At 62.7% G+C, this 25,025-nt stretch carries 24 protein-coding genes; 14 read left to right on the top strand and 10 right to left on the bottom strand.

Annotated features, from left to right (window positions below; translation table 11 throughout):
* The first annotated feature begins 98 nt into the window (after positions 1 to 98).
* From CUV01_RS11570 to CUV01_RS11545, 6 genes are all read left to right on the top strand, one after another.
* Complete coding sequence (locus CUV01_RS11570; protein WP_101460608.1) at positions 99 to 1,031, top strand: LysR family transcriptional regulator; 933 nt, start codon at positions 99 to 101, stop codon at positions 1,029 to 1,031.
* A 117-nt stretch (positions 1,032 to 1,148) separates the two neighbouring features.
* Entirely contained in the window at positions 1,149 to 2,153 is a 1,005-nt protein-coding gene (locus CUV01_RS11565) for a Bug family tripartite tricarboxylate transporter substrate binding protein (protein ID WP_101460607.1), read from the top strand.
* 104 nt (positions 2,154 to 2,257) lie between these two features.
* On the top strand, positions 2,258 to 2,830 hold the full coding sequence (locus CUV01_RS11560) for a tripartite tricarboxylate transporter TctB family protein (protein ID WP_101462046.1): 573 nt from the start codon (positions 2,258 to 2,260) through the stop codon (positions 2,828 to 2,830).
* A gap of 1 nt (position 2,831) precedes the next feature.
* Positions 2,832 to 4,349, top strand: coding sequence for a tripartite tricarboxylate transporter permease (locus CUV01_RS11555; protein WP_101460606.1), 1,518 nt, complete (start codon positions 2,832 to 2,834; stop codon positions 4,347 to 4,349).
* Positions 4,349 to 5,194, top strand: coding sequence for a shikimate dehydrogenase family protein (locus CUV01_RS11550; protein WP_101460605.1), 846 nt, complete (start codon positions 4,349 to 4,351; stop codon positions 5,192 to 5,194). Before CUV01_RS11555 ends, CUV01_RS11550 begins: the two co-directional genes overlap by 1 nt.
* The gene (locus CUV01_RS11545) at positions 5,191 to 7,068 is read left to right on the top strand and encodes a bifunctional sugar phosphate isomerase/epimerase/4-hydroxyphenylpyruvate dioxygenase family protein (protein WP_101460604.1); all 1,878 of its coding nucleotides are present in this window, start codon (positions 5,191 to 5,193) and stop codon (positions 7,066 to 7,068) included. Before CUV01_RS11550 ends, CUV01_RS11545 begins: the two co-directional genes overlap by 4 nt.
* Here CUV01_RS11545 and CUV01_RS11540 read toward each other — a convergent pair.
* Positions 7,065 to 7,973, bottom strand: coding sequence for a LysR substrate-binding domain-containing protein (locus CUV01_RS11540; protein ID WP_101460603.1), 909 nt, complete (start codon positions 7,971 to 7,973; stop codon positions 7,065 to 7,067). The two genes, CUV01_RS11545 and CUV01_RS11540, sit on opposite strands and share 4 nt — an antisense overlap.
* Positions 7,974 to 8,090: 117 nt before the next feature.
* On the opposite strand from CUV01_RS11540, the gene pcaC reads away from it, so the two are divergent.
* From pcaC to CUV01_RS11520, 4 genes are read left to right on the top strand one after another with little or no spacing between them, the layout of a single operon-like run.
* The gene (gene pcaC / locus CUV01_RS11535; protein WP_101460602.1) at positions 8,091 to 8,480 is read left to right on the top strand and encodes a 4-carboxymuconolactone decarboxylase; all 390 of its coding nucleotides are present in this window, start codon (positions 8,091 to 8,093) and stop codon (positions 8,478 to 8,480) included.
* Complete coding sequence (gene pcaH, locus CUV01_RS11530; protein WP_101460601.1) at positions 8,477 to 9,199, top strand: protocatechuate 3,4-dioxygenase subunit beta; 723 nt, start codon at positions 8,477 to 8,479, stop codon at positions 9,197 to 9,199. Before pcaC ends, pcaH begins: the two co-directional genes overlap by 4 nt.
* A 1-nt stretch (position 9,200) precedes the next feature.
* Positions 9,201 to 9,821 (top strand): protocatechuate 3,4-dioxygenase subunit alpha, encoded by a 621-nt coding sequence (pcaG, locus tag CUV01_RS11525; RefSeq protein WP_101460600.1) that lies wholly within the window; start codon positions 9,201 to 9,203, stop codon positions 9,819 to 9,821.
* Between the two features lie 10 nt (positions 9,822 to 9,831).
* The gene (locus CUV01_RS11520) at positions 9,832 to 10,668 is read left to right on the top strand and encodes a 3-oxoadipate:acetyl-CoA acetyltransferase (protein WP_101460599.1); all 837 of its coding nucleotides are present in this window, start codon (positions 9,832 to 9,834) and stop codon (positions 10,666 to 10,668) included.
* Between the two features lie 71 nt (positions 10,669 to 10,739).
* Here CUV01_RS11520 and CUV01_RS11515 read toward each other — a convergent pair whose 3' ends face one another.
* Positions 10,740 to 12,416 (bottom strand): formate--tetrahydrofolate ligase, encoded by a 1,677-nt coding sequence (locus CUV01_RS11515; protein WP_101460598.1) that lies wholly within the window; start codon positions 12,414 to 12,416, stop codon positions 10,740 to 10,742.
* A gap of 269 nt (positions 12,417 to 12,685) precedes the next feature.
* Here CUV01_RS11515 and CUV01_RS11510 point away from each other — a divergent pair, with 269 nt between their 5' ends.
* Complete coding sequence (locus CUV01_RS11510) at positions 12,686 to 13,573, top strand: DUF726 domain-containing protein (protein WP_101460597.1); 888 nt, start codon at positions 12,686 to 12,688, stop codon at positions 13,571 to 13,573.
* A gap of 11 nt (positions 13,574 to 13,584) precedes the next feature.
* On the opposite strand, the gene CUV01_RS11505 is transcribed toward CUV01_RS11510, so the two are convergent.
* Positions 13,585 to 14,181 (bottom strand): inner membrane-spanning protein YciB, encoded by a 597-nt coding sequence (locus tag CUV01_RS11505; protein WP_198731811.1) that lies wholly within the window; start codon positions 14,179 to 14,181, stop codon positions 13,585 to 13,587.
* A 13-nt stretch (positions 14,182 to 14,194) separates the two neighbouring features.
* Positions 14,195 to 15,094, bottom strand: a complete 900-nt coding sequence (locus CUV01_RS11500) for an EamA family transporter (protein ID WP_101460595.1) — start codon at positions 15,092 to 15,094, stop codon at positions 14,195 to 14,197.
* A 130-nt stretch (positions 15,095 to 15,224) separates the two neighbouring features.
* Here CUV01_RS11500 and CUV01_RS11495 point away from each other — a divergent pair, with 130 nt between their 5' ends.
* Positions 15,225 to 15,896, top strand: coding sequence for a hypothetical protein (locus CUV01_RS11495; protein ID WP_101460594.1), 672 nt, complete (start codon positions 15,225 to 15,227; stop codon positions 15,894 to 15,896).
* Here the strand turns inward: CUV01_RS11495 and CUV01_RS11490 are convergent.
* Entirely contained in the window at positions 15,893 to 16,876 is a 984-nt protein-coding gene (locus tag CUV01_RS11490; RefSeq protein WP_101460593.1) for a DUF1223 domain-containing protein, read from the bottom strand. The genes CUV01_RS11495 and CUV01_RS11490 overlap by 4 nt on opposite strands.
* Before the next feature lie 216 nt (positions 16,877 to 17,092).
* Here CUV01_RS11490 and acnA point away from each other — a divergent pair, with 216 nt between their 5' ends.
* Together acnA and budC are read left to right on the top strand one after the other, a co-directional pair.
* Entirely contained in the window at positions 17,093 to 19,861 is a 2,769-nt protein-coding gene (gene acnA / locus CUV01_RS11485; protein ID WP_101460592.1) for an aconitate hydratase AcnA, read from the top strand.
* Positions 19,862 to 20,165: 304 nt separating this feature from the next.
* A complete protein-coding gene (gene budC / locus CUV01_RS11480; RefSeq protein WP_101460591.1) occupies positions 20,166 to 20,933 on the top strand; it encodes a meso-2,3-butanediol dehydrogenase in 768 nt (255 codons plus the stop codon).
* An 81-nt stretch (positions 20,934 to 21,014) separates the two neighbouring features.
* On the opposite strand, the gene ggt is transcribed toward budC, so the two are convergent.
* The 5 genes from ggt to ccmB all read right to left on the bottom strand — a co-directional run bounded on the left by ggt (position 21,015) and on the right by ccmB (position 25,023).
* Positions 21,015 to 22,817 (bottom strand): gamma-glutamyltransferase, encoded by a 1,803-nt coding sequence (ggt, locus tag CUV01_RS11475; protein ID WP_101460590.1) that lies wholly within the window; start codon positions 22,815 to 22,817, stop codon positions 21,015 to 21,017.
* Positions 22,818 to 22,921: 104 nt separating this feature from the next.
* Entirely contained in the window at positions 22,922 to 23,467 is a 546-nt protein-coding gene (locus CUV01_RS11470) for a DsbE family thiol:disulfide interchange protein (protein WP_232962201.1), read from the bottom strand.
* Positions 23,460 to 23,603 (bottom strand): heme exporter protein CcmD, encoded by a 144-nt coding sequence (gene ccmD, locus CUV01_RS11465; protein ID WP_101460588.1) that lies wholly within the window; start codon positions 23,601 to 23,603, stop codon positions 23,460 to 23,462. The genes CUV01_RS11470 and ccmD overlap by 8 nt, the downstream gene beginning before the upstream one ends.
* Positions 23,600 to 24,325, bottom strand: a complete 726-nt coding sequence (ccmC, locus tag CUV01_RS11460) for a heme ABC transporter permease CcmC (RefSeq protein ID WP_101460587.1) — start codon at positions 24,323 to 24,325, stop codon at positions 23,600 to 23,602. The genes ccmD and ccmC overlap by 4 nt, the downstream gene beginning before the upstream one ends.
* A gap of 41 nt (positions 24,326 to 24,366) precedes the next feature.
* Complete coding sequence (gene ccmB, locus CUV01_RS11455; protein WP_101460586.1) at positions 24,367 to 25,023, bottom strand: heme exporter protein CcmB; 657 nt, start codon at positions 25,021 to 25,023, stop codon at positions 24,367 to 24,369.
* Between the last annotated feature and the right edge of the window lie 2 nt (positions 25,024 to 25,025).

The raw sequence follows: 25,025 nt of genomic DNA, 5'->3' as shown, positions 1-25,025 counted from the left end.
CTTCGCGCCCATCACAGCGCGGGAAAGCCGCTAACGTCAAATACCCATTGCGCAGTCGAATTAACTTGATGTTAAACTGCTGCCAGAGAGGGAGGCAGATGCGCGAAATCACCCTGCGACAGGTCGAGGTCATCCGCGCCGTCATGATGCGCGGCACCATCAGCGGCGCGGCGGAACAGTTGAACGTCTCGGCACCCGGCATCAGCCGTCTGGTGAAACATACCGAGGAATCGCTAGGCATCCGCCTGTTCGAGCGCCGCGCGGGCCGGTTCATTCCCTCGGTCGAGGCAGGGCCGGTCTTTGCCCAGATCAGCACCGTCTACAAGGACGTCGAGAACCTGCAGATCGCCATCGACTCGCTGGAAAAGGGTCAGGATGTGCGGTTGGCGTTTGCCTCGGCCCCCTCGGTCGCGCAGTTCATCGCCGCCCGCGCAATGCGCAACATCCGACAGCGTTATCCCGATCTGTTCATCGATCTCAACATCCTGAAGATCGAGGAAACGGTTGATTATCTGCTGCTGGAACGCGGTGAATTCGTGATCATGAGTTCGCTTGTGGAAAATGCCGGCGTTGAAAATGAATTGCTCGCCCAGGGGCAACTGGTCGTGATCATGCCCGAAGATCACCCGCTGGCGATACGCGATACCCTCTCTGTTCATGACCTTGTGGGCGAGCCACTGATCGGTGTTGATCCGGCTGATCCTTATGGTGCCAAGCTGATTGAACCGTTTCTGGCGCAGGGGTTGAGCCCTGTCCATTCCATCCGCGGCCGCTTTGCCCAGACCGTCGTCAGTCTGGTGCGTCATGGGCTGGGTGTGGCGCTGATCGATGCTTTTTCGGTGGCCGAGGTCTATATGCCCGGCCTTGTTCGCCGCCCTTTGGTCGAACCAAGCAGCATCAGCACATATGTTGCCCACAAGAAAGGGCGCGCGCTTTCGGGTTTTGCCGAATACGCGATCCAGCAATTCCGCAAAGAGCTGGACCTGTCCGCCGGGGGGCATTTTGATCCCGCGACGCCACCACGCGATTAACATTATGTTAATATTACGTTGATCTAGGTATTTGACGTTATGGGTCCGTTTGCGTGATCATACCAGCAACGGGCGAGGAGCATGGCCCGTAGATTCTATAATTTCCGGGAGGAACCCATGAAATACGCAATCATCGGCGCAGCATCTGCACTGGTCTTCGCTGTCACCGGCGCAACGGCGCAAGATTACCCCAACAAGGAAATCGCAGGCGTCATCCAATGGGGTGCGGGCGGCTCGACCGATACTGTGATGCGTGCCGTAACCCCGCATGCCGAAGACGTCCTGGGCGGCACCGTCGTGCTGCAGAACATCACCGGCGGCGTTGGTGCCATCGCGCTGAACCAGGTCGCCGGGGCAGATGCCGATGGCTATACGCTGCTCATGGGCGCCGAAAACCCGTTGCTTTATAAGGTGATGGGTCTGGGCCAAAAGGATTACAGCGACTTTGTCCCGATCAACATTCTGGCACGCGGCACGCCGGTTCTGGTTGCCGGGGCCGATGCACCCTTTGACGACTATGCCGGGATGCTGGCCTATATCGCTGAAAATCCGGGCGAGGTTCGCTTTGGCTCGACCGGGCCCGGCGGGTTGCCGTCGGTCGTGACCGCGATGATCAATGCGGTCGAGGGCGAGCAGGACGTGATTTCTGTGCCCTATGATGGCGATGGTCCGGCGCTGACCGCGCTGCAAGGCGGCGCAATCGACGTGATGCCCGCAGTGCTGGGCGCCGCGATCGAAAGCATCCGTGCTGGGGCGATCAAGCCGCTGTTGGTCATTGAAACCGAACCGCTGGAATCCCTGCCCGACGTTCAGACCGCCGCAGCCGCCAATGAGGGCTATAACAAATACCTGCCCTGGGGTCCGTTCTTCGGCATCTTCGTCAAGAACGACACCCCGGCCGAAGCCGTGGAAAAGCTGATCGCCGCCTATAAGGAAGCGGCCGAACAGCCGGAATTTCTGGAACTGATGGCCAATCGCGGCTTCACGTCGATGAATATCAGCGGCCAGGAGGCGCAGGATTTTCTGACAGACTGGCAGTCGACCACCGCCTGGCTGATGCAGGATGCTGGCCTGACCAAGACCTCGCCCGACGAGTTCGGCATCGCCCAACCGGCCGAGTAATCATCCGTGATACCTGCGCAGGGCCTGCGGGCCCTGTGCATCCCGGCGCCGCCAGACCTGCCGCGCCGCTCTTGTCCTGAAACCTGTGCGACATGGAGGGTGCAATGTCCCCGACCGATCACGACACAGACGCGATGCAGGATTTCGAAGCCGACGATCTGCACGAAGAACGGCGCGACACCCGTCGCCCGGGCGAGGCGGTCTTTGCCTTCCTGTTACTCGCGTTTAGCCTGTTCCTGCTTTGGAGCGCCTATGACATTTCCGGGTTCGAGGCGCTGTCTGCGCCCGGCACGGTTCCGATGGCGACCACGCTCGTCATGGTGATCGCCGCCGCGTTAATCGCGACGCGCACCCGGCGACTGCCCCCGATCTCGGGTGAGACCTTCAAGCAGCAGATCCTGCCACCCGTGCTGATCGTGATGGCGCTGCTGCTGTTGGCCTTTGGTGTTCTGCTGCGGCCGCTTGGCTTTTTGCCGACCGCGGCGCTGTTCCTGACCGTCGCGATCAAGATGCTGTGGCGTCAGAACTGGGGCAGGACGCTGGCCGTCGCTTTAGGCTCGCTGCTGCTGATCTACGTCATCTTCCGCATCATCTTCACGGTGCTGATGCCCTCGGGCGTCTTCCCCGAGGCAGAGATGCTGCAGTTTTTCCGTAATCTTTTTGGCGGAGGTGCCTGACATGGAAACCCTGTCTGCATTCCTGACCGTTTTCGCCAATCCCGAGCTGTTGTTGCTGGTCGGGTTGGGCACATTCGCCGGGGTCTATATCGGCGCCATTCCGGGCCTGTCGGTCACCATGGCCGTGTCGATCCTGATCTCCTTTACCTTCTCGTGGGATGTCTATCCGGCCATCGCGCTGATGATCGGCATCTTCATGGGCGGGGTCTATGGCGGCTCTCGCACGGCGATCCTGCTGAACATTCCGGGCGCACCATCCGCCATCGCCACAGCCATGGACGGCTATCCCATGGCGCAGCGCGGTGAGGCAGGCGAGGCCATCGGGGTCAGCACGGTCATGTCATTCCTGGGCGGCTTTATCGGCATCGCGGTGCTGGCGCTGGCAGCCCCGACCGTGTCCGACTTTGCCCTGACATTCCAGCCGCGCGACTATATGCTGCTGGCCGTTCTTGGCATCCTGCTGGTCGGGTCGCTGTCGGGGGAAAGCCTGGTCAAGGGCATCTTTTCGGGCGCGTTCGGCATCATAATCGGCATGGTGGGGATGGACCCGCTGACCTTTACCGGCCGCTTCACCTATGACCTGCCGCTGCTGCAATCGGGAATTTCCTTCATCGCCGTCATGATCGGCATGTTCGGCGTCTCCGAGGCATTGGCGCAGTTGCATCATCTGGATGCGCCGGCCATCAAGCAAAAGATCAGCCGCATCGTGCCCAGCTTTGGCACGGTCAAGAAATACCTGCCGCTGTCTCTGCAGACCTCGACCATCGGTGTCGTCATCGGCGCGCTGCCGGGCACGGGCGGCGATATCGCGGCACTGATGGCCTATGACCACGCCAAGCGTGTGACCAAGAACCCCAGCCGCCGCTTTGGCGATGGCGCCGTCGAAGGGCTGGTTGCGCCCGAAACCGCCAATAACGCGGCGGTTGGCGGGGCCTTTATCCCGATGATGACGCTTGGCATTCCGGGCGACGCGGTGACCGCCATCATGATCGGCGCGCTGTTCATCCACGGGCTGAACCCCGGTCCGATGCTGATGATCGACCAGCCGGACATGTTCTGGTTCATCGTCGGCGCGCTGGTTGTGGCGAACTTCTTCATGCTGCTCTTCGGTCTGACCGGCATCAAGCTGTTCACCAAGATCGTCGAGATGCCGCGCGCCGTGCTGATCCCGCTGATCATGTTGCTGTCGATCGTGGGCGCCTATGCGGTCAACAACTCGATCACCGATGTCTACTGGATGCTGGCCTTTGGGGTGCTGGGATATTTCATGCGCGCCTATGGTTATCCATTGGGTCCGGTGATTCTGGGTGTGATCCTGTCGCGGCTATTGGACGATAACTGGCGTCGGGCTATCATCTCGGAGCGCGAGGATCTGGGCCGGTTTTTCCATGGCATCGTCACCAGTCCGCTGTCGTTGATCCTGTTTCTGGCCGTCGTGTTCATCTTTTTCAGCCAGACACCGCTTTGGCGCAAACTGAAGGCACGGATGATGCCCGCCCGCAAAGAGGAAGCAGAATAATGGCCAACACCCTGCATCTGGGACTGATCGGGGACAATATCGTCAAATCGCGCGCGCCCCTGCTGCACACGCTGGCGGGCCGTCAGAACGGTGTCACCGTGACCTATGACCGGCTGATCCCCGAACAGATGGGCCGCGAGTTCGATCAGCTTTTTGCCGATTGCGCGGCGGTTGACTTTCGCGGGTTGAACATCACCTATCCCTATAAGGAACGCGCGGCAAAAAAGGTGCGGATCGACGATCCGCTGGTCGCGGCGATCGGGGCGGTGAACACTGTGATCTTCGGGGCTGACGGCCCCGAAGGCTACAACACCGATTATTCGGGCTTTGTCGCGGGATACCGATTGGTACGCGGCGAGGCATCGCCCGGTCCGACGCTGATGATCGGCACGGGCGGCGTGGGCCGCGCGGTGGCCTTTGGGCTGATCGCGCTTGGCGCGCCCGAATTGCGGCTGGTCGATCGCGATGCGGCCAAGGCCGCGGCTTTGGCGGATGACCTGCGCCGTGCCGCGCCTGAACTGACGATCACCACCCATACCAGCGCCGAAGAGGCAGCCAAGGGCGCGGCGGGCGTCATCAACTGCACGCCCGTCGGGATGGTCGGCTATGACGGCACACCCGTCGACGCCGATGCGCTGCGCGGGGCGGAATGGGCCTTCGATGCGGTCTATACCCCGCCTGACACGCAGTTTCTGCAAGATGCCGAGGCGCGCGGGCTGACCATCGTTTCGGGTTACGAGTTATTCTTTTTTCAGGGCATCCATGCCTGGGATCTGTTTGCCGGATTGCCGCTGGATCAGGACGCGCTGCGCCACGAACTGATGACAACGGATGAAGCGGTATGAAAACCTCGATCGCGACTGTTTCGATATCCGGCAGCTTTACCGAAAAACTCGACGCCATCGCGGCGGCCGGCTTTGACGGCATCGAGATATTCGAACAGGATTTCCTGGCCTCGGATCATGCGCCCCAAGAGGTCGGCAGAATGGTGCGCGATGCCGGGCTGGAGATCACTCTGTTCCAGCCCTTCCGCGATTTCGAGGGTCTGCCCGAACCCCATCGCGCCCGTGCCTTTGCCCGCGCAGAACGCAAGTTCGAACTGATGAACGAGTTGGGCACCGACCTGATCCTGATGTGCTCATCCGTGCATCCGCAGGCACTGGGCGGCATCGACCGCATGGCCGAGGATTTCGCTGAGCTGGGCGATCTGGCCCGCGAACATGGCGTGCGCGTCGGTTTCGAGGCGCTGTGCTGGGGCCGCCATGTCAACGACCACCGCGACGCATGGGAGGTCGTGCGCCGCGCCGATCATCCGAATGTCGGGCTGATCCTGGACAGCTTTCACACGCTTGGCCGCCGCATTGATCCGGCCAGCATTCGCAGCATCCCCGGCGACCGCATCTTTTTCGTCCAGCTTGCCGATGCGCCGGCCATCGACATGGATCTGCTGTATTGGTCGCGCCATTTCCGCAATATGCCCGGCGAAGGCGATCTGGACATCACCAGCTTTTTGCGGGCGGTCATGGCCACGGGCTATGATGGGCCGCTGAGCCTCGAGATCTTTAACGACCAGTTCCGGGCCGGCCTGCCCCGGCTGGTGGCGCAGGATGGTCATCGCAGCCTGATCGACGCGGTCGATCGCGTGCGCCGCACTGAACCCGCGCTGCCGCTGGACCTGCCCGCATTCCCCGCGCCGCAGCCGGTGCAGCGGATCGAGTTCATCGAATTCGCCAGTTCCGCAGATGACGCCCCCGCGCTGGAGACGCTGCTGGAAAGCATGGGCTTTGCCGCTGCCGGGCGCCATGTCTCAAAGCCGGTGACGCTGTGGCGTCAGGGTGGCGCGAATATTCTGGTCAATAAAGATAGCCAGGGCTTCGCGAACAGTTCCTACCTGGCCCATGGCACGACGGTGTCCGAGATCGCGCTGATGATGACCGACGCGCAGGCCGGGTTTGATCGCGCCACCGCGCTGTTGGCCCGCCCGCATCCGCAGGCCAGCCGAGAGGGCGAATTGTCGATCCCCGCGATCCGCGGCGTCGGTGGCAGCATGATCCGGTTTCTGGATGCGGGCACCGATCTGGGCCGCATCTGGGACATCGACTTTACCACCCAGCCGGCACCCGATGGCGCAGGCCTGACCGGCTTTGATCACCTGGCGCAGACCATGGCCTATGACGAAATGCTCAGTTGGGCGCTGTTCTATTCCAGCATTTTCGACGCCCAGAAGGCACCGATGGTCGATGTGGCCGATCCGTCGGGGCTGGTGCGCAGCCAGGCGATGCAATCGGGCGGGCTGCGGGTGACGCTGAACGGCGCCGAGGCGCGCGGCACGCTGGCCGGTCGCTTTATCGAGGACAGCTTCGGATCTTCGGTCCAGCACATCGCGCTGTCCACCGATGACATCTTTGCAACCGCCGATGCGATGGCGGCCCGTGATTTCCCGGTGCTGCAGATCGGCGCGAATTACTACGGTGATGTGCAAGCGCGCTTTGGCCTGTCGTCCGAGTTGGTGGGCCGGATGCAGGCGGCGAATATCCTTTATGACGAGGATGAAAGCGGCCACTTCTTCCAGTTCTATTCCAACACCCAAACGGGCGGTTTCTTCTTTGAGATCGTGCAGCGCGGGGCGGGGTATCAGGGCTACGGCGCACCGAACGCGCCCTTCCGCATCGGCGCCCAGAAACGCGGTGCGCGCCCCGCCGCAGTGCCAAGGCGCTAGGCTTGGTCGCGGGCACCGTCCTGAGCCAGCTGCATCAGCAGCTGCAAACCCGGCACCGGCGGGCCCGACTGGCGATGGGTCAGCCCCACGGCGCCCGACAGATAGCCCACGCCGGTGGGGATCTGGATCAGATCGCCGCGCTCCAACTCGGCGCCCACGACCCCGCGCGAGATGAACCAGACCGCATCGGAATCGGCCAGGATGCCGCGCCCGATGGCAAGGGCGGCGGTCTCGAATGCGGGACGCAGCCCGATCATGTTCAGCCCCGCCAGATACTCGTTCACCGGACGGCGGATGATTGCGGTTTCGGGGGGCATCACCACCGGCACCTGACGCAGCAGTGTGGCCGGCGGCTGATCCGCCAACGGATGCCCGGCGCGCGCAACCAACACCACGGGTTCCTCATAAAGGTGCTGGAAGGCCAGTCCCGCCATCTCGCCCGCATCGGGCATCCGACCGATCATCAGGTCGATCTGCCCGTCACGCAAAAGCCGCACCAGATAGGTGTGCGGCCCGGTCTCTATCTGCAGCAGTGTCTCGGGCGCGACCTCACGCAGCCGCAGCGCCACGCGCGGAAACAGCCGCGTGGCCGCCGTCGGCAGGATACCGACCCGGACAATCCCTGCCATGGTCCCGGGCCGCAGCGCCGCAGCGCCAGCATCCAGCAGTTGCAGCGCCTGATGCACATGGCGGCGAAACAGCGTGCCCTGCTGGGTCAGGATCAGGCGCCGGTTCTCGCGCCGGAACAACGGTGTGCCCAGCAGGTCCTCCAACTCGGCCAGAGTGCGGCTCAGCGCGGGTTGGGTGATGCCCTGCATGCGGGCGACAGCCGACAGGTTACCCTCGTCCGCAATGGCGGCAAAGGCGCGCAGGTGGCGCAGTTTGATCCCGGCATGCATAATCATCTAATTATGGAAAATGCGCCACTTTGCATTATCTCGCAATATGTATTTCGTTTATGTTATGGACAGGAGGAACAGCCATGCATCTGAATTCGCGCCATCACCTGCCCGAGCAAGCCCATGACTGACCGTTATGCCGACGGCATGGCCGTCCGCCGCCGCGTGCTGGGCGACGCGCATGTCGACCGCGCCGAGGCTGCCAAGACCGCCTTTGACGACCCGTTCCAGACGATGATCACCGAAAGCGCCTGGGGCACGGTTTGGGCCGGCGACGCCATCACCCTGCGCGAACGCTCGATGCTGACGCTGGCGCTGCTGGCCGCGACCGGGAATTTCGAGGAAATCCCGATGCATATCCGTGCCACCGCCCGCACCGGGGCCAGCCGCAACGATATCGCCGAGGCGTTCCAGCACGTTGCCATCTATGCCGGTGTTCCGCGCGCCAATCATGCGCTGAAACTGGCCAAACAGACTTTTGCCGAAATGGATGCCGAGGAGGCCAGTCAATGAGCCGAGCCGAATATTATCAACGCGATCGCCGCCTGCACCCCGCAGCGCTGACACCGGATTACAAGACCAGCGTGGCGCGCAGCCCGCGCTATTCGATGATCTCGCTGCAGCAATCGGCCAGCGAAATCACCGGCCCGACCTTTGGTCACACTGATCTGGGCGAGTTGGACAACGACCTGATCCGCAACTACGCCAAGGAAGGCGATCCGGTGGGCGAGCGGATCATTGTCCATGGCCGCGTGCTGGACGAAAACGCGCGACCGGTGCCGAATACGCTGGTCGAGATCTGGCAGGCCAATGCCAGCGGGCGCTATCGCCACAGAAAAGACACCTATCTGGGCGCTCTGGACCCGAATTTCGGTGGCTGCGGACGCACGATCAGCGACGATCAGGGGCGCTACAGCTTTCGCACCATCAAGCCCGGCGCCTATCCGTGGCGCAACTGGGTCAATAACTGGCGCCCGGCGCATATTCATGTCTCGGTCTTCGGTCACGCATTCTGCCAACGCCTGATCACGCAGCTTTATTTCGAGGGCGATCCGCTGATCCCGATCTGTCCGATCGTGGCGACGATCCCCGACGCCGACGCGATCGAGCAACTGACCGCCAAGCTGGATCTGAACGCAACGATCCCGCTGGATACGATCGCCTATAAATTCGACATCGTTCTGAGGGGCCGCCGCTCGACCTATTTCGAGAACCGGCCAGAGGGGAACTGATATGGCACAGAAACTGGATTACCTGCGCGAAAGCGCCTCGCAAACCGCGGGCCCCTACGTTCACATCGGCCTGGCGCCGGGGGCTGCGGGCTTTGACATCTATGATCAGGAACTGGGCTGGGACATCGCCGGACCGAACGCCAAGGGTGAACGCATCCGGGTCGAAGGGCTGGTGATCGACGGCATGGGCAGCCCGGTCAAGGACGTGTTGATCGAGGTCTGGCAGGCAAATGCGGACGGGCACTACGCCCATCCCGAGGGCGGCGGCGAGGTCGAGGACGGTTTCCGCGGTTGGGGCCGCGTCATCACCGATTTCGAAACCGGCGACTGGGGTTTTGATACGGTCAAACCGGGCGCGGTCATGGGGCGCGGTGGACGGATGATGGCACCGCATCTGAACCTGTGGATCGTTTCGCGCGGGATCAATATCGGGCTGAACACCCGGATGTATTTCGACGATGAAGAGGCAGCCAACGCCAAGGACCCGGTGATCAATCTGATCGAATGGGAACAGCGCCGCGCCACCCTGATCGCGAAACGCACGACCCGCGACGGCACCCCCGTCTATCGCTTCGACATCCGCCTGCAGGGCGATGACGAAACCGTCTTCTTCGACCTTTGAGGGCCCTGACATGACAAACCCCTGTATCATCTGCGTGGCCATCACCGGCAGCCTGCCCACCAAGGACAACAACCCCGCGGTCCCGATCACCATCGCGGAACAGGTCGAATCGACCCAACAGGCGTTCGAGGCGGGCGCGACCATCGCGCATTGCCATGTCCGCGACGATGACGGAAAGCCGACCAGCGATCCCGACCGTTTTGGGGTGCTGAAAGAGGGCATCGAAAAACACTGCCCCGGCATGATCGTGCAGCTTTCGACCGGCGGACGGTCGGGCGCGGGCGACGCACGGGGCAAGATGCTGCCGCTGTCGCCGGACATGGCCAGCCTGTCGGTTGGCTCGAACAACTTCCCCACGCGGGTCTATGAAAACCCGCCCGATCTGGTCGACTGGCTGGCGTCGGAAATGGTGACCCACGGTGTCAAACCAGAGATCGAGGCCTTTGATCTCAGCCATATCTTTCAGGCCGCCGCGATGCATAAGGACGGGCGCATCACCGCAACGCCCTATGTGCAGTTCGTGATGGGCGTGAAGAACGCGATGCCGGTCGATCGCGATGTGTTCGACTACTACATCCACACGGTCAAGCGTCTGTTCGGCGACGACACGCCGTGGTGCGCGGCAGGGATCGGTCCAAACCAGATTGTCGTGAACGAATGGGCCATTTCTTCAGGCGGCCACGCACGAACCGGGCTCGAGGATAACGTGCGACTGGACAAGGACCGGCTTGCGCCCTCGAACGCGGCGCTGGTGCAACGTGCCGTCGATCTCTGCGCGAAATACGACCGGCCCGTCGCAACATGGCAGCAGGCGCGCGATATCCTGGGCCTCAGACAGCCCGCCTGATCGGCCCGGACGCAGACCATCAAGGGACGGCGGGCGGGGCGATGCCGAAGGCAAGCGTCGTCCCGCCGCCCTTAGAACAGACCTTCGACTTCGCCCGCCTCGTTCAACCGGATCTTTTCCGCTGAGGGATGGCGCGGCAGGCCGGGCATGGTCATGATTTCACCGCAGATCACCACCACAAAACCCGCCCCTGCCGACAGCCGGACCTCGCGGATCGGCACGGAATGCCCGGTGGGGGCGCCGCGCAGGTTGGGATCGGTGGAAAAGCTGTACTGCGTCTTGGCCATGCAAACCGGCAGATGGCCGTAACCCTGATCCTGCCATTGCCGCAACTGGTCACGGATACGCTTGTCCGCCAACACGTCATCGGCATGATAAATCCGGGTGGCGACCGTCCGGATCTTGTCCATCAGCGACATTTCATCGGGATAAAGCTGCGCGAATTGCGAGGCGCCGCTATCTGCAATCTCGGCCACGCGTCGCGCCAGATCAATCGCGCCCTCGCTGCCATCGGCCCAGTGCCGGCTGACAATCGCGTCGGCGCCACGGCCCGTGACATAGTCCTGCACGGCCGCAACCTCGGCCTCGCCATCGCCGCTGAAATGATTGATGGCGACCACCACCGGCACACCAAAGCCGTGCAGATTGTCGATATGGCGACCCAGATTGGAGCAGCCCTTCTTGACGGCGGCGACATTTTCCTCGGCCAGCGCGTCCTTGGCGATGCCGCCATTCATCTTCATCGCCCTGATGGTCGCGACCAGAACCACGCAATCAGGTTTCAGCCCGGCCTTGCGGCATTTGATGTTCATGAATTTCTCGGCCCCGAGATCGGCCCCGAAGCCGGCCTCGGTGACGACATAATCGGCGGTTTTCAGTGCCGTGGTCGTGGCGATGACGCTGTTGCAGCCATGGGCGATATTGGCAAAGGGACCGCCATGCACAAAGGCCGGGTTGTTTTCCAGCGTCTGCACCAGATTGGGCTGCATCGCGTCCTTCAGCAGCACCGTCATCGCGCCCTGGGCCTGAAGATCGCGGCAAAAGACCGGGCTCTGATCACGCCTGTAGGCGACGATCATATTGCCCAACCGGCGCTCCAGATCGGTCAGATCGGTCGCAAGGCACAGGATCGCCATCACTTCCGAGGCGACGGTGATGTCAAAGCCCGTTTCGCGCGGGAACCCGTTGGCCACACCGCCAAGCGAGGCCGTCACCTGCCGCAGCGCGCGGTCGTTCATGTCGACCACCCGACGCCAGACGACGCGGCGGATGTCGATATCCAGCCCGTTGCCCCAATAGATGTGATTGTCGATCATCGCGGCCAACAGCGAATGGGCGCTGGTAATGGCGTGGAAATCGCCGGTGAAGTGCAGGTTCATGTCCTCCATCGGCACGATCTGCGCATAGCCGCCTCCGGCTGCGCCGCCCTTCATGCCGAAATTCGGGCCCAGACTGGCCTCGCGGATACAGATCGCCGCGCGCTTGCCGATGGCGTTCAGCCCGTCGCCCAGACCGACGGTGGTCGTGGTCTTGCCTTCGCCCGCTGGCGTCGGATTGATCGCCGTCACCAGGATCAGCTTGCCCGTCGGGCGATCGCGGACTGAATCGATGAAACGCTGGCTGACCTTGGCCTTGTCGTGCCCATAGGGCAGCAGATCCTCTGACCCGATGCCCAGCTTTGCGCCTATCTCGACTATTGGCAGCTTTCGCGCCTCGCGCGCGATTTCGATATCCGATTTGAACGCCATCCCTGTCTCCTTCTCCGCTGCCAAGGATCGCCCAGCCCTGGGGTCGGTTCCAGTCTTAATACGACATCCAAGCCCTCTGGCGCGCCATGTCCGCAGGCCCAAACCACTGCGCAATAACCCGCCGAGGCCTGAATTTATTGGAATTTGCGCGCTTTCGGCCCGTTAACGCAACAGATTTCACGCTGGCTTAACGGCTCCTTCACGCTGCTGTTGCATGATCGGGGCATAGCCGCATCAAACGAAGAACAGGTGGCGGTCAAATGACTGTAATGCATCTCAATTCGGATCTGTCGGGTATGCCCGACGCGCTGCAGCAGGCAGCGGCACTGGCCGATCACGCGCCAATCATCATCATGGTGCATGGTTATCGCTTTTCGCCCAGCCAGACGCGCCACGATCCTCATCGTCATATCCTTGCGCTCGACCCCCGTTGCGTCGCTGCACCGATCCCGTCATGGCCGCGCGCGCTTGGCTTTGACGGCGAAGATCACAGCGAAGGGCTGGCCATCGGCTTTGGCTGGGAGGCACGGGGATCGCTGCGCAGCGTTTATCATCGGGCTGGCCAGACCGGTCGGTCACTGGCCCGGCTGGTCGAGGCGCTGTCGCAAGCGGCGGGCCGCCCCATCGCATTGATCGGGCATTCGCTTGGCGCGCGGGTGTTGCTATCGGCGCTGCATCATGCACCCAGGGGCACCATCGGACGCATGGTCCTGCTGGCCGCGGCCGAGTTCCGCTGCGCCGCCGCCCAGGCGCTTGACACAGCCGCCGGCGAACGCGCCGAGGTGCTGAACATCACGTCGCGCGAAAATGACCTGTTCGATTTCGGGCTAGAGGTGCTGGTGTCAGCCGCCCGCAAGCAGGCCGTTGGCTTTGGGCTGGAACGGCCACGGCCAAACTGGATCGACATTCAGATCGACGACCGCGCGACGCTGGTCATGCTGGATGCGCTTGGTTTTCCGATGGATGGCCGCGCGCGGCGCCTGTCGCATTGGACGCCTTATCTGCGTGGCGGGGTCTTTGACTTCTACCGCACGGCGCTGCGCCAGCCCTGGGCGCTGCCCCTGAACCTGCTGCGCCGGGAACTGCCCGCTCAGGTCGAGCCGCGCTGGTCACGACTGCTGGCACCGCCTGACAGCATCGGCGGCCTGCGCGCCTGACCCGCCGCGACCTATTCGTCGCGCTCTATTCCATAGGCCTTGAACAGGCCTGCATTGCCCATCAGGAACACGAACAAAAGCAGCGGCAGACCGAAGGTTTTGAAATAGACCCAGTTGGTCTCGGACATGGTCCGCCAGACGATCTCATTGGCAATCGCCAGCCCCAGAAACATCAGCGCCATGCGCAGCGTCAGTTTGCGCCAGCCCTCGGCGCGCATGGGCAGCGCCTCGGACAGCACAGCCTCGAGCCAGTGTTTGTCAGCCAGATAGGCAAAGCCCAGAAGGCCCGCAAACAGCACATAGATGATCGTCGGCTTGATCTTGAAAAAGCGCGGATCGTTCAGCCAGACCGACAACCCGCCAAACACGATAACCAGAACCAGCGTGGCGATCTGCATCGGCGACAGCCTGCCCGTCAGCCGCCACAGCCCCAGCGTCGACAGCACCAGCACCGGGATAAATACCAGCGTGGCAACGATAAAGCCCGAGTAATCCTGCCCCATGATCGAAACCGTGCGGTCGCGCAGCAGCAGGAATACCACGAAAAAGACCAACAAAGGCCCGTATTCCAACAGGGCTTTCAGCTTGCCTGATGACGTCTTGCTCATTTCGTCCCGCCTCTTATCCGGCATATTCCACGATCACCGCCCCGGCTGCGATCATGGCCATAAGGGCCAGCCGGCGCGGCCCCACCTTTTCGCCCAGGATGACCCAACCCACAAGGGCCGCAAAGACAGTCGAGGTTTCACGCAAGGCGGCGGCGCGTCCGACCTCGTCGATGCGCGTGGCCAGCATGATCGAGCCAAAGCTGGCAAACGCCACCACCGCGCCGGTAAAGCCTCGCGCCGCCAGCGAGGCGCGTTCGGCCACCGGCAGCGCAGCGATCCGGCGCCATGAAATCATCGGCATGAACAGCGAATCGAGCAGAAAGAACCAGAACAGAAAGGTGAACGGATCAGCGGCCAGCCGGATGCCCCAGGCATCATAGGTGGTATAGGCCGCGACCATCACGCCGGTAAACAGCGCCCAGCCAAGCGCCGGCAGCAGCGTATCGCGCCCGACAGTCAGCTTGCGCAGGTTATAGATCGCCAGCCCCAGAATACCGGCGACCAACAGCAAGACGCCCGACCATTGCGTCAGGTTGTAACGCTCGTGAAAGATCAGGCTGGCGGCGATGATGGTGATCAGCGGCGCGGTCCCGCGGACCACGGGATAAACGACCGTATAGGCACCGCGCTGATAGGTCGATGCCTGCGCCAGTTTGTAGACGATGTGAATGATCATCGCGCCGCCCAGCACCGGCCACATATGCGGCTCGGGCCAGGGCACGACGAACAGCACCACCGGCAAGGCCATCAGCCCATAGCTGGCATCAATCGCCGCGCGGCTGATCCAGGGGTCATGGCGTCCCTTTTGCAAGGCGCCGAACACCGCATGCAGAAACGCCGCCGAGATCGCCAGGATAGAGGCGATGCGCGCCCCTTCGGCGGTGCCGGAAATGCTGATGATCCAGTCGGTCATGCTCGACTGATGCGACAGATTTGCACAACCTGCAAGTCAGACACGCCCTTTACCACGACGCCTGGCTGGCCCTTGCGGGACGGTGCCGTTATCAAATGCCGATCTTGGCCAGTATCGTCGGGAATTTTACATGTCTGAAACCGAAGCCCCGATCCGCCTCAGCTATGCCTGGGAAGAAAAGGATTTCTCGGCCTATCTTGCAGCACTGAGGCTGTACTGGGCGCAGGATGGGTTGCAGACCCCGCCGACAGCGCAGCCCTCGACCGGGTGGGCCTATGCACGGTATTATCTGGTGCCGGCGATCATCACGGTTGCCGCAATATCGCTGTGGTCCTGGCTGTTTCATCGGCAATGGTGGCCGGCGACCACGCTGCACAGCTTTGATACGATGTCGGATTTCATTCTCACGGGTCTGTTTCCACAGCCCGCAGCCGTTTTCCTGATGGTCCTGGCCGGCATGGCGGCGATGTCGCAACTGGATCAGCGACGCACGGATGCTTCGCCCGATCCAGCACGCGAAGCATTTGATACTGTCGTGGGTTTCACCCATGAGGTGGCCATCGGCCCCGACGGCTTCGACGTGTCAGGGCCGAATATGCGCGGCACCTATTTCTGGTCGGTAGAGAAAACCGGCGCGCTGCCGGTGGCGTTGATCGAAGGTTACGTGTTGGTGGCGCATCCCAACATGCTGCTGGCCATCCCAGAGGCGGCAATCCCGATATCGTCCAGCGAATTCACCGGACGGATCATCGCATGGCGCGATGCAGCGATCCGCAACGACAGTGGCAAGGCCCGGGTTTAATCCAGCGTCAGCGCGGTCAGGATCGCGCCGGGCATCTGCCCCTTGGCGCCCGACATGCGCTGGATCAGGATCGCATGCCGCGTATCGGGCGGGAAATCCTGTCCGCTGGCGGCATCGCCGCCGATGGTCAGCCGCAACGGTGCGCGGCCATCCCAGTCAGCCAGCCGGGCCATGTCCAGCACGACATTGAGATAGGTGATCGAGCGGCCGCTATTCTCGCCGGCCTTTACCTCGACGGTGCGGCTTGGTGCAAAGCGAACCAGTATCACCGCCACGCTGCCGCCCAGATCCGACAGCGGTGTCAGTTCGACCACCTGACGATCGCCCTCGATATGGTCGGTCACGCTGACCAGCGCAGGAGAGGTGCGATGCGCGTCGATCATGCCCATCAGTTCGACGGGCTGGATCGAGGGTGCGGTATCCTGCCCGCCGACGATGATCTGCGGTGTATAGACCGCGCGCTCACCAACGCTGCGGGCATAACCCTGCTGGCGGCGGGTGAATTCGGGACTGGCGAAGGCATCCTTCCAGCCAAGGTAATCCCAGTAATCGACGTGAAAGGACAGCGGCAGCACATCGGGATCCTGGGCCAGATCCGCCAGCATCGCATCCGCCGGCGGACAGGAATTGCAGCCCTGCGATGTGAACAGCTCGACCACCACGGGCGCACCGGGCATGTTCGACAAGGCGATTGTCGGCGCGGCTGCGCCCAGACCATCGACAAAGCTGTTCATCCCCGACGCCTCGGGCGCCTCGATGATGGGCGCGTCGGCATAAGGATCGGTTCGCGGCTGCTCGGTGGTGGCAACGCGCGCGTCGGCCGTATCAGGGCTGCGATCTTGCGCCGCAAGCTGGCCCGGCGCAACAACCAGCAGCAACGCAGCAAGTGCTGCGGCGGGCAGGCATCGCAATGAATAAGGGTGCGGAACAGGGCGGTTCATGGGCAATGCGGCTGGTGAATGGCGATTCTGGGTGTTCATCTCGCCTCATGAATAGGCCCTGCTGGTGGGAAAGGCCAAATCACCCCTATGTTAACAGCGCGCCACCGGGCCTATAGTGCCCCTTGCGCAACAATGCCAATAACAGTATACCGTCGCATACCGAAACAATGCCAAGCCTTGCGCCTCAGGGGCGCTTTGTGCACAGCTAGTTAGATCCGCAGCCACACCCATCCAATCGCAGACAGGGAGGCCCCGATGCCCATCGTCACCGGAACCGATACCGCCAAGACCCGCCGCACTTTGAAAGCCGGCGGGCAAGAGATTGCCTATTACTCCATCCCCGCCGCCACCGAGGCCGGTCTGGGCGATTTTTCCAAACTGCCGGCCAGCCTCAAAGTCGTGCTGGAAAACATGTTGCGCTTTGAGGATGACGGCAAGACCGTCAGCGTGGACGACATCAAGGCCTTCGCCGAATGGGCGGAAAAGGGCGGCAAGAACCCGCGCGAGATTGCCTATCGTCCGGCCCGCGTCCTGATGCAGGATTTCACCGGCGTTCCGGCCGTGGTCGACCTTGCGGCGATGCGCGACGGCATCGTGGCACTGGGCGGTGACGCGCAAAAGATCAACCCGCTGAACCCGGTCGATCTGGTCATCGACCATTCGGTCATGATCGACGAATTCGGCACTCCGCGCGCGTTCCAGTTCAATGTCGAACGCGAATACGAACGCAACATGGAGCGTTATACCTTTTTGAAATGGGGTCAGAAGGCATTCAACAACTTCCGCGTGGTACCGCCCGGCACCGGCATCTGCCACCAGGTGAACCTGGAATATCTGGCCCAGACCGTCTGGACCGACAAGGACCAGACCGGAACCGAGGTCGCCTATCCTGACACGCTGGTCGGCACCGACAGCCACACGACCATGGTCAATGGTCTGGCCGTTCTGGGCTGGGGCGTCGGCGGGATCGAGGCCGAGGCCGCGATGCTGGGTCAGCCGATCTCGATGCTGATCCCCGAGGTTGTGGGCTTCAAGGTCTCGGGCGCGCTGAAAGAAGGCGTAACGGCGACCGACCTTGTGCTGAAGGTCGTGGCGATGCTGCGCGAGCACGGCGTGGTCAGCAAGTTCGTCGAATTTTATGGCGACGGACTGGACAACATGCCGCTGGCAGACCGCGCGACCATCGCCAATATGGCACCCGAATATGGCGCAACCTGCGGCTTCTTCCCGATCGATGATGAAACCCTGCGCTATCTGGAACAGACCGGTCGCGACAAGGATCGCATCGCGCTGGTCAAGGACTATGCCCAAGCCAATGGCATGTGGCGCGACAAGGGCTATGACCCTGTCTACACCTCGACGCTGGAACTGGATCTGGGCGATGTCGTCCCTGCGATCTCTGGCCCCAAGCGCCCGCAGGATCACACCCCGCTGGATCAGTCGGCCAAGGCTTTCTACGACCTGATCAAGGGTCAGCGTTTCCCCGAGGAAAGCGCAAAGCAGGAAAAAGACTGGAATGCCGAGGGCGGCGCACGCGAACCGGGTTATGTGCCGGGCGGTTGCCATGACGGCTTTTCCGAGGGCGCGGTCGAGGGCGAGGATTACACCTTGCACGACGGGTCCATCGTGATCGCCTCGATCACCTCGTGCACCAACACCTCGAACCCTTATGTGCTGATGGCCGCCGGTCTGGTCGCCCGCAAGGCGCGTGCGCTTGGGCTGAACCGCAAACCTTGGGTCAAGACATCGCTGGCGCCCGGCTCTCAGGTGGTTTCGGAATATCTTGAGGCCGCCGGCCTGCAAGACGATCTGGACGCATTGGGCTTTAACCTCGTGGGTTATGGCTGCACCACCTGCATCGGCAACTCTGGCCCGCTGGAGCCGGCGATTTCCAAGTCGATCAACGACAACGATCTGGTCGCTGTGTCGGTCCTGTCGGGCAACCGCAACTTCGAGGGCCGCATCTCGCCCGACGTTCGCGCCAACTATCTGGCCAGCCCTCCGCTGGTGGTGGCCTATGCGATTGCGGGTGACATGAATATCGACCTGACCCGCGATCCGTTGGGCCAGGACAAGGATGGCAACGATGTCTACCTGAAGGACGTCTGGCCCTCGTCCAAAGAGGTTGCGGATCTGGTCAACAGCGTCGTCACCCGCGAGATGTTCATCGAGAAATACGCCGACGTCTTCAAGGGCGACGAACGCTGGCAGGCCGTCGAGGTCACCGATAGCGAGACCTATGACTGGCCTTCCGCCTCGACCTATATCCAGAACCCGCCCTATTTCCAGGGCATGTCGAAAAAGCCGGGCGAGATCGGCGACGTCAAGGGCGCGCGCGTTCTGGCGCTGCTGGGCGACATGATCACCACCGATCACATCAGCCCCGCAGGTTCGTTCAAGGACAGCACCCCGGCCGGCCAATATCTGACCGAGCGTCAGGTCTCGCCGCGCGAATTCAACAGCTATGGTTCGCGTCGCGGCAACCACGAGGTGATGATGCGCGGCACCTTCGCCAATATCCGCATCAAGAACGAGATGCTGGATGGCGTCGAGGGCGGCTATACCAAGGGCCCCGATGGCGAACAGGCGGCGATATATGACGCGGCCATGGCCTATGAGGATCAGGGCACGCCGCTGGTCGTGATCGGCGGCAAGGAATACGGCGCCGGTTCAAGCCGAGACTGGGCTGCCAAGGGCACCAACCTCTTGGGCGTCAAGGCGGTCATTGCCGAAAGCTTTGAGCGGATCCACCGTTCCAACCTGATCGGCATGGGTGTCATCCCGTTCGAGTTCACCGATGGCGACAGCCGCGCCTCGTTGAACCTGACCGGCGATGAGCAGTTCACCATCGAGGGGCTGGGCGACGTAAAGCCGCTGCAGGTCGTCGAGGCGCAGGTCAAATATGCTGACGGCACCGAAAAGACGATCAAGCTGAAAGCCCGGATCGATACCGAGGTCGAGATCGACTATCTCAAGAACGGCGGCGTGCTGCATTACGTTCTGCGGAATCTGGCCGCAGCCTGATCGGCTGATCGGCTGATCGAACCAAATCAGAAACCCCCGGCTGAAAGGCCGGGGGTTTTTTCATATTGGTAATCCCCCCACTGAAATGCACGGGATTTTCTGCTATGCTGGCAAGACGTTCGGGCAGCGCGCCGCCGACAATCTTTCCGTGCTTCCTGCGCACGGCCATTTCTCGCCACCCGGACACGATGCTTTCAGGCTGGCCACGCAATGACACGACGTCAGTTCATTCACGCATTGAACGCATGAAACCCGGCCATAGGTGAACTGGCAATCAACAGTTTCTGAAACGGAGGACGTTGTCATGACCGACAAGAAAACAGCCATCGTTACGGGTGCCGCGACCGGGATTGGTCGCGCGACCGCGCTGCGATTTGCCAAGGACGGCTATAATGTTGTGCTGAACGGGCGCAGCAAGGACGGACTGACCGAACTGGCCGGGGAAATCGGCGAGGATATCACCGCCGTGGCCCAGGGCGACGTGTCGAGCACCGAGGATGCCGCGAATATCGTCAAGATCGCCGTCGAGACATTCGGGCGCATCGATGTGGTCGTCAACAATGCCGGCGTGGTCAAGCCCGGCACGGCAGAGACGCTGTCGGACGAGGATTTTCAGGCCATGCTGGCGATCAATGTCGGCGGCGTTCGCAATGTGACGCTGGCCGCTTTACCCGAACTGCGCAAGACCAAGGGCAACGTCGTCAATGTATCCTCGGTCTCCGGCATGGGCGGTGATTGGGGCATGTATGGGTACAACACCTCGAAAGGCGCGGTCAGCCTGATGACCATGGGGCTGGCGCTGGAACTCGGCACGGCAGGCGTGCGGGTCAATGCCGTCGCGCCGGCCACCACCAATACGCGTCTGGCCAGCGGCTTGCAGGAAAATCCTGCGGCAATGCAGGCTCTGGCCTCGCGGATCCCGATGGGTCGTCTGGTCGAGCCCGAAGAAGTCGCCAATGTGGTGGCCTTTCTTGCCGGGCCCGATGCCAGCTTTGTCAGCGGCGTGGTCCTGCCGGTCGATGGCGGTTTGTCGGCGTCGAACGGTCAGCCCAACTTCCTGGCACTGACCTGAGCGCAACTGCCCATTGCCTGAATGAAAAGCGCCCCCGCTCTGTTGAACGGGGGCGCATTCCTTTCGACGTTGCGGGTGGGGTCAGCCGCCCAATGCGATGCCTTCGCGCCGCGGATCGGCACCGCCTTCCAGCCCTTCGGGCGTGATCGCGATGCCGTGCAGGCCCGAATTCAGTTCGGATTCGTTTACCTCAAAGCCCAGATCGGTCAGCGCCTGCGACATCTCGGTCGCGCCGGTGCCCTGTTCGACATCCAGCGGCCCGAAGCGATTCACGATATTTGGCAAACCGATGGCCTGCTGCACATCCAGACCCCAATCAAGATGCCCGATGACCGCCTTGGCGACATAGCCGATGATCCTGCTGCCACCGGGCGAACCGATGACCAGCACGGGCGCGCCATCGCTGAGCACGATGGTCGGCGCCATGGAGGACCGAGGTCGCTTGCCCGGCTCGACCCGGTTGGCGATGGGATAGCCCGCGTCGTCATGCGTCTCAAAGCTGAAATCAGTCAGCTCGTTGTTCAGCAGGAACCCGTTGGCCATGATCCGCGCGCCAAAGCCGCTTTCGATGGTCGTCGTCATCGACAGCGCATTGCCGTCGCCGTCAACGATCGAGATATGCGAGGTCGAGGGAAACTCGATCGCGCTGTCCTGCCCCCACAGCATGGCGTGGGACCAGCCGGGCGAACCGGCGCTGACCTCGGGCAGGACATCATCGCCAGACAGCAGCGCCCCGCGTTCGGCCAGATAATCCGGCGCGACCAGCCCTTCCGTCGGCATCGGCACGAAGTCACTGTCAGCCATGTAACGCCCCCGGTCAGCAAAGGCCAAACGCGAGGCATCGCCGATCAGCCGCCAGCTTTCCGGATTGTCATGGCCCAGAGCGGCCAGATCATAGCCACCAACCATGCCCAGAATTTGACCAACCGTCAGCGCCCCAGATGAGGGCGGCCCCATGCCGCAGACGTCATGGGCGCGATATTCCACGCAGACCGGCGGCCGTTCGACCACGCGATAGCGCGCCAGATCGTCCATCGTCATCACGCCGGGGTTCCAGTCAGCGCCCTGCACTGCCGCGACGATGCCAGCGGCGATATCGCCGGTGTAGAACGCATCACTGCCCTCTGCCGCCATCCGGCGCAGCACATCCGCATAAGCCTGGTTGGTCAGCGTATCGCCCGCCGCGACGGCCGCACCTTCGGGAAAGAAATAGTCGGTCACAGCCGGATCGCGCTGCAAATCCTCGCCCTCGCCCGCGACCAGTTCGGCCAGACGCGGCGACACGGCAAAGCCATCTTCGGCCAGCGCGATTGCATCATCGAAAAGACCGCCCCAATTGGCCTTGCCCCAACGCCGATGCGCCTCTTCCAGCAAGGCAGGCGTGCCCGGCACACCGACCGAACGGCCACCGACCACCGCGTCAAAGAATTCCAGCGGCTCGCCTTCCTCGGTCTGAAACAGCGTCGGCGTGGCGGCTGCGGGCGCCATTTCGCGCGCGTCCAGCGTCGTCATCTCGCCAGATGCGGCGTCATACCAGACCAGAAAGGCCCCGCCGCCCAAGCCGCTGCTTTGCGGTTCGGCCAAACCCAGCACCAGTTGCACCGCAACCATCGCATCCGCAGCACTGCCGCCGGCCTCCAGCACCTTTGCGCCGGCCTCGACCGCCAGCGGGTTGGCCGCAGTGACCATCCAGTTGTCAGCCGCCACTGGCTGACCCGCCTCTTTCGCGGCCATCGCATCCTGCGCGGCCTGCGACAGATCGGCAAACGCATCCGTTTCAACCGTTTCGGTGGCAGCCTCGGGCGCCACCGCATCAGCGGCCTGTTGAGCATAAGCGGTGCTGCCCATCAGCAACGCCGTTACCAGACAAAATCCCGTCCGCATCACATCCCCTCCCTGATATGGTTCGGGATCAGTCTGGCGCGCGCAATCACAAGGTGCAAGCCTTAGCCTTGGTTCATGCTATGCGGAGCGGTCCGCGCGGGGGATCAGTTGCCCTCGGCGGCGCGCGCCTTTTCCAGTTCGGGCAAAAAGCGGTTGGTATAATCCTCGCGCACCAAGGGCCCGGCAAAGCGATAAAGAACCCGGCCCTCGCCGTCGATGATGAAGGTCTCGGGCGGGGCGGTCACGCCCCAGTCGATCGCGCCGCGACCGTTGGGATCTGTGGCGATTGCGTGAAACGGGTCGCCATGATCGTCCAGAAAGGCAATCGCCTGCGCCTCCGGGTCCTTCAGATCGACCCCGTAGACCGGCAATTCCGCAGATAACGCCGTCAGCGTCGGATGCTCGGCCCGGCAGGGCGGGCACCAGCTGGCCCAGAAATTCACCAGCTTGACCCCCGGCTGACGCAGCATCTCATCGGTCAGTCGGGTCTTGCCCGGCAGCGTGGTCACCGGCAGCGCCGGCGCCTCGCGTCCGATGAAACTAGACGGCAGCTGGTCCGGATCCTCGCGTCCCATTCCCCACAGAAACATCCCCGCCAGCGCCGCAAAGATCAGCGGCGGTGCCATCATCAGAGGTGAAAGCCTAGCCATCGCGTTCCTGCGCCTCCAATGCACGGCGTGCCCGTTTGCTGGCGCTGACCGTCTGCCAGATCAGCCCCGCCAGCAAAGCCAGCGACACACCATAGGCCATCAGCACGGTGCTGGCGTATTTACCCAGTTCGATCATGCCCGTGCCTCCCGCGCCTGTAATGCCGCCAGACGCCGGCGGCGGATCTCGGTGCGCGTGCGGATCAGCAACAGCGCCAGAAACAGCAGGAAAAAGCCCAGCATCGTCAGGTAAAGCGGATAGCGGTAGACCGCGCTCATCCGTTCGCCCGGCGCCACCGACAGCGATGCGCCCTGATGCAGACCCTGGTTCCAGAACAGCACTGCATAGCGCGACAGCAGCGCAAAGACCGAGCCGACGATGCACAGCCAGCCGGTCAGATCGGCGGCGCTGTCAGCATCATCGACCGCCGGCCATAGCGCAATATAGCCGACATAAAACAGGAACAGGATCAGGAAACTGGTCAGCCTGGGGTCCCATTCCCACCATGTTCCCCACATCGGCTGGCCCCAGATCGCCCCGGTCGCCAGCGCAATCAGCGTCATTACCGCGCCGATGGGTGCCGCGGCCTTGGCGGCCAGCGCGCTGACATGGTGCCGCCGGATCAGCCAGATCAGCGAGGCGACCAGCATCATCACCCAGATATTGATCGCCATCATCGCAGCGGGCACATGGATGAACACGATCTTGACGGTGGATCCCTGCCGATAATCCTCGGGCGTCAGAAAGCCCCAGACCAGCCCACCGATGGTGCAGAAGGCCGCAGCAAAGACCGCCCATGGCAGGACAGCGCCCGACAGGCGCATGAATTTGACCGGGTTTGCATATTCCCAAAGCGACATGCGGTTTCCCTATCCTTCGGCTCGGGGCCGCTCAACCCCGATCACCGCAGATTGACCCGCAACGCGGCGGCGGCGGCAAATGGTATCAGCGCCAGCGTGGCCGCCGTGATGCCGGCCAGAAAGGCCAGCGGCGTGGCCATGCTGGCCCCTTCGGCCCCGCGCCGGATCACTTCGGCCCCAAAGATCAGCGTGGGGATATAAAGCGGCAGAACCAAGAGCGACAAAAGTAGACCGCCGCGCCGCAGCCCCACGGTGATCGCGGCACCAAAGGCGCCCAGCATCGACAGCGCCGGCGTACCGACCAGCAGCGACACCACAAGCCAGGGCATCGTTGCCGGCGGCAGGTTCAGCAGCAACCCGAACAGCGGCGCAGCAACGACCAGCGGCAAGCCGGTGGTGATCCAATGCGCAAGCGCCTTGATCGCGACCACGCCTTCCAGCGGGATCGGCGCGGTGGCCAACAGGTCCAGACTGCCATCCTCAAGATCCAGCGCGAAAATCCGGTCCAGCGACAACAGGCAGGCCAACAGCGCGCCCACCCACAAGATGCCCGGCGCGATCAGCGCCAGCGTCGCGCCCTGCGGCCCGATGCCGAAAGGCACCAGCGTGCAGAGGATCAAAAAGAACGCCAAGCCAAGGCCAAAGCCACCACCCGCGCGTGTCGCAAGGGTCAGGTCGCGCAACAGCAGGGCGATCATGT

It is taken from the genome of Paracoccus tegillarcae (assembly GCF_002847305.1).
GTDB classification, from domain to species: Bacteria; Pseudomonadota; Alphaproteobacteria; order Rhodobacterales; family Rhodobacteraceae; genus Paracoccus; species Paracoccus tegillarcae.
Note: the sequence above shows the minus strand (reverse complement) of the source record. Positions and strands in the feature narration are given on the sequence as shown.

Coding starts and splice junctions, on each gene's coding strand:
- CUV01_RS11520 (WP_101460599.1), top strand. CDS start 9,832: ATGACAAACCCCTGTATCATCTGCGTGGCCATCACCGGCAGCCTGCCC.
- CUV01_RS11550 (WP_101460605.1), top strand. CDS start 4,349: ATGGCCAACACCCTGCATCTGGGACTGATCGGGGACAATATCGTCAAA.
- CUV01_RS11515 (WP_101460598.1), bottom strand. CDS start 12,416: ATGGCGTTCAAATCGGATATCGAAATCGCGCGCGAGGCGCGAAAGCTG.
- CUV01_RS11555 (WP_101460606.1), top strand. CDS start 2,832: ATGGAAACCCTGTCTGCATTCCTGACCGTTTTCGCCAATCCCGAGCTG.
- acnA (WP_101460592.1), top strand. CDS start 17,093: ATGCCCATCGTCACCGGAACCGATACCGCCAAGACCCGCCGCACTTTG.
- ccmC (WP_101460587.1), bottom strand. CDS start 24,325: ATGTCGCTTTGGGAATATGCAAACCCGGTCAAATTCATGCGCCTGTCG.
- pcaH (WP_101460601.1), top strand. CDS start 8,477: ATGAGCCGAGCCGAATATTATCAACGCGATCGCCGCCTGCACCCCGCA.
- budC (WP_101460591.1), top strand. CDS start 20,166: ATGACCGACAAGAAAACAGCCATCGTTACGGGTGCCGCGACCGGGATT.
- pcaC (WP_101460602.1), top strand. CDS start 8,091: ATGACTGACCGTTATGCCGACGGCATGGCCGTCCGCCGCCGCGTGCTG.
- CUV01_RS11510 (WP_101460597.1), top strand. CDS start 12,686: ATGCATCTCAATTCGGATCTGTCGGGTATGCCCGACGCGCTGCAGCAG.
- CUV01_RS11545 (WP_101460604.1), top strand. CDS start 5,191: ATGAAAACCTCGATCGCGACTGTTTCGATATCCGGCAGCTTTACCGAA.
- CUV01_RS11560 (WP_101462046.1), top strand. CDS start 2,258: ATGTCCCCGACCGATCACGACACAGACGCGATGCAGGATTTCGAAGCC.
- CUV01_RS11565 (WP_101460607.1), top strand. CDS start 1,149: ATGAAATACGCAATCATCGGCGCAGCATCTGCACTGGTCTTCGCTGTC.
- ccmB (WP_101460586.1), bottom strand. CDS start 25,023: ATGATCGCCCTGCTGTTGCGCGACCTGACCCTTGCGACACGCGCGGGT.
- ccmD (WP_101460588.1), bottom strand. CDS start 23,603: ATGATCGAACTGGGTAAATACGCCAGCACCGTGCTGATGGCCTATGGT.
- CUV01_RS11490 (WP_101460593.1), bottom strand. CDS start 16,876: ATGAACACCCAGAATCGCCATTCACCAGCCGCATTGCCCATGAACCGC.
- pcaG (WP_101460600.1), top strand. CDS start 9,201: ATGGCACAGAAACTGGATTACCTGCGCGAAAGCGCCTCGCAAACCGCG.
- CUV01_RS11505 (WP_198731811.1), bottom strand. CDS start 14,181: ATGAGCAAGACGTCATCAGGCAAGCTGAAAGCCCTGTTGGAATACGGG.
- ggt (WP_101460590.1), bottom strand. CDS start 22,817: ATGCGGACGGGATTTTGTCTGGTAACGGCGTTGCTGATGGGCAGCACC.
- CUV01_RS11540 (WP_101460603.1), bottom strand. CDS start 7,973: ATGATTATGCATGCCGGGATCAAACTGCGCCACCTGCGCGCCTTTGCC.
- CUV01_RS11495 (WP_101460594.1), top strand. CDS start 15,225: ATGTCTGAAACCGAAGCCCCGATCCGCCTCAGCTATGCCTGGGAAGAA.
- CUV01_RS11570 (WP_101460608.1), top strand. CDS start 99: ATGCGCGAAATCACCCTGCGACAGGTCGAGGTCATCCGCGCCGTCATG.
- CUV01_RS11470 (WP_232962201.1), bottom strand. CDS start 23,467: ATGGCTAGGCTTTCACCTCTGATGATGGCACCGCCGCTGATCTTTGCG.
- CUV01_RS11500 (WP_101460595.1), bottom strand. CDS start 15,094: ATGACCGACTGGATCATCAGCATTTCCGGCACCGCCGAAGGGGCGCGC.